This window comes from Kaistella sp. (assembly GCF_049588135.1).
GTDB lineage: Bacteria > Bacteroidota > Bacteroidia > Flavobacteriales > Weeksellaceae > Kaistella.
Window position 1 is genome coordinate 1 of sequence record NZ_JBAVFG010000196.1, and the last position, 5387, is coordinate 5387.

The 5387-nt window shown below is 31.4% G+C and carries 7 protein-coding genes; 2 read left to right on the forward strand and 5 right to left on the reverse strand.

The window, feature by feature from the left end; translation table 11 throughout:
* Nucleotides 1-227: 227 nt before the first annotated feature.
* Nucleotides 228-2633, forward strand: a complete 2406-nt coding sequence (locus WBY99_RS10805) for a prolyl oligopeptidase family serine peptidase (protein ID WP_423976343.1) — start codon at nt 228-230, stop codon at nt 2631-2633.
* A gap of 596 nt (nt 2634-3229) precedes the next feature.
* Here the strand turns inward: WBY99_RS10805 and WBY99_RS10810 are convergent.
* The 4 genes from WBY99_RS10810 to WBY99_RS10825 are packed head-to-tail and all read right to left on the reverse strand — an operon-like array spanning nt 3230 to nt 4396.
* Nucleotides 3230-3514 (reverse strand): hypothetical protein, encoded by a 285-nt coding sequence (locus WBY99_RS10810; protein ID WP_423976344.1) that lies wholly within the window; start codon nt 3512-3514, stop codon nt 3230-3232.
* Between the two features lie 10 nt (nt 3515-3524).
* Nucleotides 3525-3767 (reverse strand): hypothetical protein, encoded by a 243-nt coding sequence (locus tag WBY99_RS10815; protein WP_423976345.1) that lies wholly within the window; start codon nt 3765-3767, stop codon nt 3525-3527.
* Between the two features lies 1 nt (nt 3768).
* Complete coding sequence (locus tag WBY99_RS10820; RefSeq protein WP_423976346.1) at nt 3769-3936, reverse strand: hypothetical protein; 168 nt, start codon at nt 3934-3936, stop codon at nt 3769-3771.
* A 10-nt stretch (nt 3937-3946) separates the two neighbouring features.
* On the reverse strand, nt 3947-4396 hold the full coding sequence (locus WBY99_RS10825; RefSeq protein WP_423976347.1) for a hypothetical protein: 450 nt from the start codon (nt 4394-4396) through the stop codon (nt 3947-3949).
* Nucleotides 4397-4824: 428 nt separating this feature from the next.
* On the opposite strand from WBY99_RS10825, the gene WBY99_RS10830 reads away from it, so the two are divergent.
* Nucleotides 4825-5139, forward strand: coding sequence for a hypothetical protein (locus tag WBY99_RS10830; protein ID WP_423976348.1), 315 nt, complete (start codon nt 4825-4827; stop codon nt 5137-5139).
* Here the strand turns inward: WBY99_RS10830 and WBY99_RS10835 are convergent.
* A partial coding sequence (locus WBY99_RS10835) for a hypothetical protein (protein ID WP_423976349.1) occupies nt 5140-5387 on the reverse strand: 248 nt, incomplete at its 5' end.

Here is a 5387-nt window from a genome sequence, read left to right on the forward strand (position 1 = left end):
ATGGAGAGTAGCTTGCTTTATCTTACTGTTTTTGCGTTGATTTTAGCAATTGGACCAAAGAAATTTTCGATCGATAGTATGATAACACGAAGACGAGAATCTAAGTGGTAAAATTCACTTACTGAAAATAACATAAACCACCATATATTGGTGGTTTTTTTATGTTTTTACTAAAGGATTACTTGGTATAAACATTAATTTTCAATACTTTTGAAAAAAGAGTATTTATGAAAAAACGACTGACGGCAATTGCGTTACTTTTTGTAGTTTTTGCAAGTGCCCAAGAAAACATTACGTATCAAAAACCTTCTCCAGAAATTATGCAACTTGCAGATTTCGAGCGAGCACCATCTGTGTTTATGGACAGCAAAAGAGAACAGATGATTTTCTCTTATAGAGACACCTACAAATCCTTAGATGATCTGAGTCAAGATGAAATGAAGTTGGCGGGATTAAGAGTGAATCCAATTACCAATATTTCTAGTACAATGACTTATGTGAACAATCTAAAAACACGTAAGTTGAAAGATAAAACGGAATCACAAGTGAAAGGTTTACCAGCGAACGCGAGAATCGCATACCTTTCTTTTTCTCCTGATGAGAAAAAATTAGCCTTTACCAACACGACTAAAAATGCGGTTGAATTGTGGATTTTAGATCTTGCAACAAATACTGCAAAAAAGATTTCAAACCAACCACTGAATGCAAACTTAGGAAATCCTTATGTTTGGATGTCGGATTCTCAAAATTTGTTAGTTAAACAAATTCCTTCTAATAGAAAGCCTTTAATTGACGAGAAACAGAATCTGCCAACTGGCCCAACTGTTTCTAATTCAGACGGAAAGGTTTCTCAAAACAGAACATATCAAGATTTATTGAAAAATCCACAAGATGAGGCTAATTTCGAAACTTTGGCAAAATCTGATTTGGTGAAGATTTCTATTAATGGTGATCAGCAGATATTTAAAAATGCAGATATTTATACTTCTGTAAATTTCTCACCAGATGGGAATTATTTAATGTTGACAACGATTCAAAAACCGTATTCTTATATTGTTCCTTTGAACAGATTCCCGATGACTTCCACCGTTTATGATAAAAACGGAAATTTGGTAAAAGTAGTTAATGAAACTCCTTTGAATGAAATTATGCCGAAAGGTTTTTCATCGGTGAGAGCTGGGAAAAGAAATATCAGTTGGAGAGATGACCAGCCGTCAACATTGGTTTTTGCAGAAGCTTTAGACGGCGGAGATCAAGCAAAAAAAGTAGATTACCGTGATGAGCTTTTTGTTTGGGAAGCACCATTTAATACGGCACCGAAATCGTTCTTTAAAACCCAGCAGAGATTCAGCGGTATCGATTGGTCAAACGGAAATGTAGCCGTAGTTTCTGATAATTGGTATGATACAAGAAATTCTAAAACCTACTTAATTAATCTAAAAGATAATTCATCAAAAATTATTGATGACCGAAATTATCAGGATGTTTACAGCAATCCGGGAAGTTTTGCCGAAACCAAAAATCAATATGGTAGAAATGTAATCGACGTTAAGAATAATAAAACCAATCTTATCGGAGCAGGATTTACAAAAGAAGGTCAATTTCCTTTTATCGATGAGTTGGATTTAGGAACGATGAAAAAGAATAGAGTTTATACTTCTAAATTAACCAAATCGAAAGAAAGCATCATCGATATTTTAGATGCTAAAAACGGACAGGTTTTAGTTGTAGAACAGTCGCCAAGTCAGTATCCAAACTATTTTGTAAGAAATATTAAAAATGGAAAAGCTACCGCAGTAACTCATTTTGAAAATCCTTTTGAAAGCATTAAAAATGTATATAAAGAGGTGATTACGTACAAAAGAAATGATGGAGTAGAGTTGACAGGAACTCTTTATTTACCAGCAAACTATGACCGTAAAAATCATACAGAAAAATTACCACTTTTAATCTGGGCTTACCCTAGAGAATTTGTGAGTAAAGATACCGCTGGACAAAGTACCCAGAATCCAAATGACTTTACTTTCCCAAGTTATGGTTCATTTATTTATTGGGTGACCAAAGGTTATGCCGTTTTAGATGATGCATCTTTCCCGATTATTGGGGAAGGAAAAGCAGAACCGAACGACACTTTTATCACGCAATTGGTTGCTGATGGTAGAGCTGCAATTGACGCAGTTGACAAATTAGGATATATCGACAGAACGAAAGTTGCAGTTGGTGGGCATTCTTACGGAGCATTTATGACGGCAAATCTCTTGACTCATTCCAAAGATTATGCTTGTGGAATTGCCAGAAGCGGTGCTTATAACAGAACTTTGACGCCGTTTGGTTTCCAGAGCGAACAGAGAAATTATTGGGATGTTCCAGAAATTTATAATACGATGTCGCCATTTATGCAGGCTGATAAAATGAAAACGCCGTTGTTGTTAATTCATGGTGAAGCAGACAATAATCCGGGAACATTCACTTTGCAAACGGAAAGATATTTCCAGGCTTTGAAAAACTTAGGAGCGCCAGTTAGAATGGTTCTTTTACCTAGAGAGTCTCACGGATATGCTGCCAAAGAAAACGTTTTACATACATTATGGGAACAGGATCAGTTCTTAGAAAAATGTTTGAAAAACAAATAATTTCAAAAGAACCTTCCAGATATTGGGAGGTTCTTTTTTTGAGACCGATTTAAGGTTAATGATATTATATAAGCAGTTACTAAAAGTAGATAAATAAAGAGACTTACTTTTGGGCGAAACAAATCCAATTTAACATAATATAAATTATAGGACAATTACAGACTGTTTTTTCTATTTAAATTTTCCTTATTTACTTTTGTAAAAATTCTCTTAAACGCAATTTCAATGAACGATTTTAAACATGGGTTAATAATGAAGCAATAATACATTTTATTTTCAACCTGAACAATACCCATTAATATTTTTTATCTAACAGATTTTAATTACTCAACGTGGCTTAGGTGGAATCATTTGACCCTTTCTAAATTGACCAATGAAACGTCCCGACCTCCGAGAATATACATTGATAGTTATCCAAGTATGAAACCTTTCATGTGAATCTAAAAATTTAACAAAATCGGTAACACTATGAAAATAAACATATTTACACAAAAAACCATCAGCACTAAATGCACTGATGGAATAATCATTTTTATTTTGAAACTCAATCACAATAAGGGGATTTTTTTTAGGTTCATTAACGATAAGAATTTTTTTTACAAGGTATCATCTTGTTTGTCAAAATCAGTTTCCAAATCTACTGATTTATCAGTTATTTTCACTTTTGTTAACGATTTTTGAGAAAGAATTTTCAATCTTATAAAATCCACCCCAAAAGCAACAATTTGAGACAAAACAATTAACAAAAACTGAATGACAAAAGGAAAATATATTTCTAAACTTGGAGATGCTATAGTAAGCCCTATCGAAGTTAGCCAACTAAGATTAAATTTCTCAACTCCATCAACAACTGAACTAATTTTTAAAAATTCTAAATCCATACAAAATATATTAACGGTTACTTAAAGCATATAAATATTTTTCCTCATCCGTAGCAACATAAGTTGTTAACGTCGGTGAAAAATCACTATTTTGTGGCGGTCTAGAAACCACAACAGGCTCCTCATCCATTTGATCTGATATCAAAATTTCAGGCTTTACAGGAACGTCTGGGACAATTTCACTATCTTTTTTTTGTGCAAGCAACCACCATAAAAATGCAACAGCACCGCCTATATTAATCAATGTTTTCATATTACTTTTTTGTTTTTAAATTAAAAAAATTACTTATTGTAGTAGATATTTCAGTTTGCGTATTTATTAACGGAAAACCCATTATAGCTAAGACAAACACCCCCACAACAGTACCAATAATTAAATCACCATTTTCAGTTATTCGCTGACTTAAATTTTTATTTTTCATTTTTTACTTTTTAGATTTCTAGATAAAAATTCTTATTATCCAAACGCTTTAGATATTTATATTTCAAAGTAGAATCAATGACATTTATAACATCTGAAAGAAAATCTACATTATTATTTTGAGGGTAAAACTCTACTGCTTGGCAAGTATTGTATTTTTCTTCTCTAACAGTAAAACCTTTTTTTATTACTATTGCCACACCGAAAGCGGTACGAATTCTATCAAGCTGCATAGCGAGCAATAACCAATTATTATAATAATCCAGCGGAATCACATTTTTACCGAAATATTCCGAATCTTTAAAATACGTTGAAACATAATCAACGCCAACAGGTTCAGGATAATCGACAAACAAAACCATCTTTTTAGCTTTTTTTGGATACAAAACCAACCACATGAAAACACCGATTACAACCTGTATCAATGCGGATTTTCTATTTTTATCATTTAATATGCTCATTTGGCACGTATTTTATATATTTGACAATTAATATTAACAATTTTTAACACTATGAAAATAATTTTTATATTCTTTATAACACTCTACACTTCACAAACTAAAAAAATAGTACTTGAAGAAACCCCTAACATCCATCACATCAAAATAATTAATGACTACAAAATTTATCAAATCCAAAATCTATTTAACAAATCCGAATACAATAAATGGATATGCCCTAAATCAAATAAAAAAATCTGTAAAATCCGTGAAGACATTTATATTCAAACTTCAATTTGCTTAATTAATAATTACAATTTTAACCCAGATCAGTTTGCAAGACTTTCTAATATCTACGAATTCAACACAGACCTAGACGGTGTAATATTTTTTCTTAAAAACAAAGAATTTTCTTTAAATAATTTCCCTAAATGCATTAAAACAACATTATGAAAACACTTATTTTAATCCCCCTATTCGCTACATCACTACTATTTGCTCAAGACCTTACAAAAGCCCAAGCAAAACAAAACTTTACCAAATCAGAAAATAGAAAACTAGCACAAATAGAAATTAAAGATTTCGAAAGAATTTATAAAAACGCTTTATGTGTTAAAAAATACTATAATGTAAACCTTAAAGAAATGCCCATTTTTATAAAAAAAGCAAAAGACAGTTCAACCTATATGCCGTATCATATGCAAGTAATTTACAACCTTGATGACGTAACAATAGCACCCGAAAACAAAAAATGTAATTTTTGATTAAATATTAATTAAATAACTCATCTCTTTAATACAATAATCTTTTATAGCAGTTACAGTACTTAATTTTGATTCTACATAAGAACTATTAAAATCACTATAAGCAACTAAAGAATATCTTTTTAAAAGTCTCTTAATCCAGCCCATTTTATTAACATTATAATTACTTAAGCCTTTTAAATATTCAAAGTGAAATTTGAACATTTGGAAGGCTATATTTTCTCTACTAGGATTTAACCTAATCATAG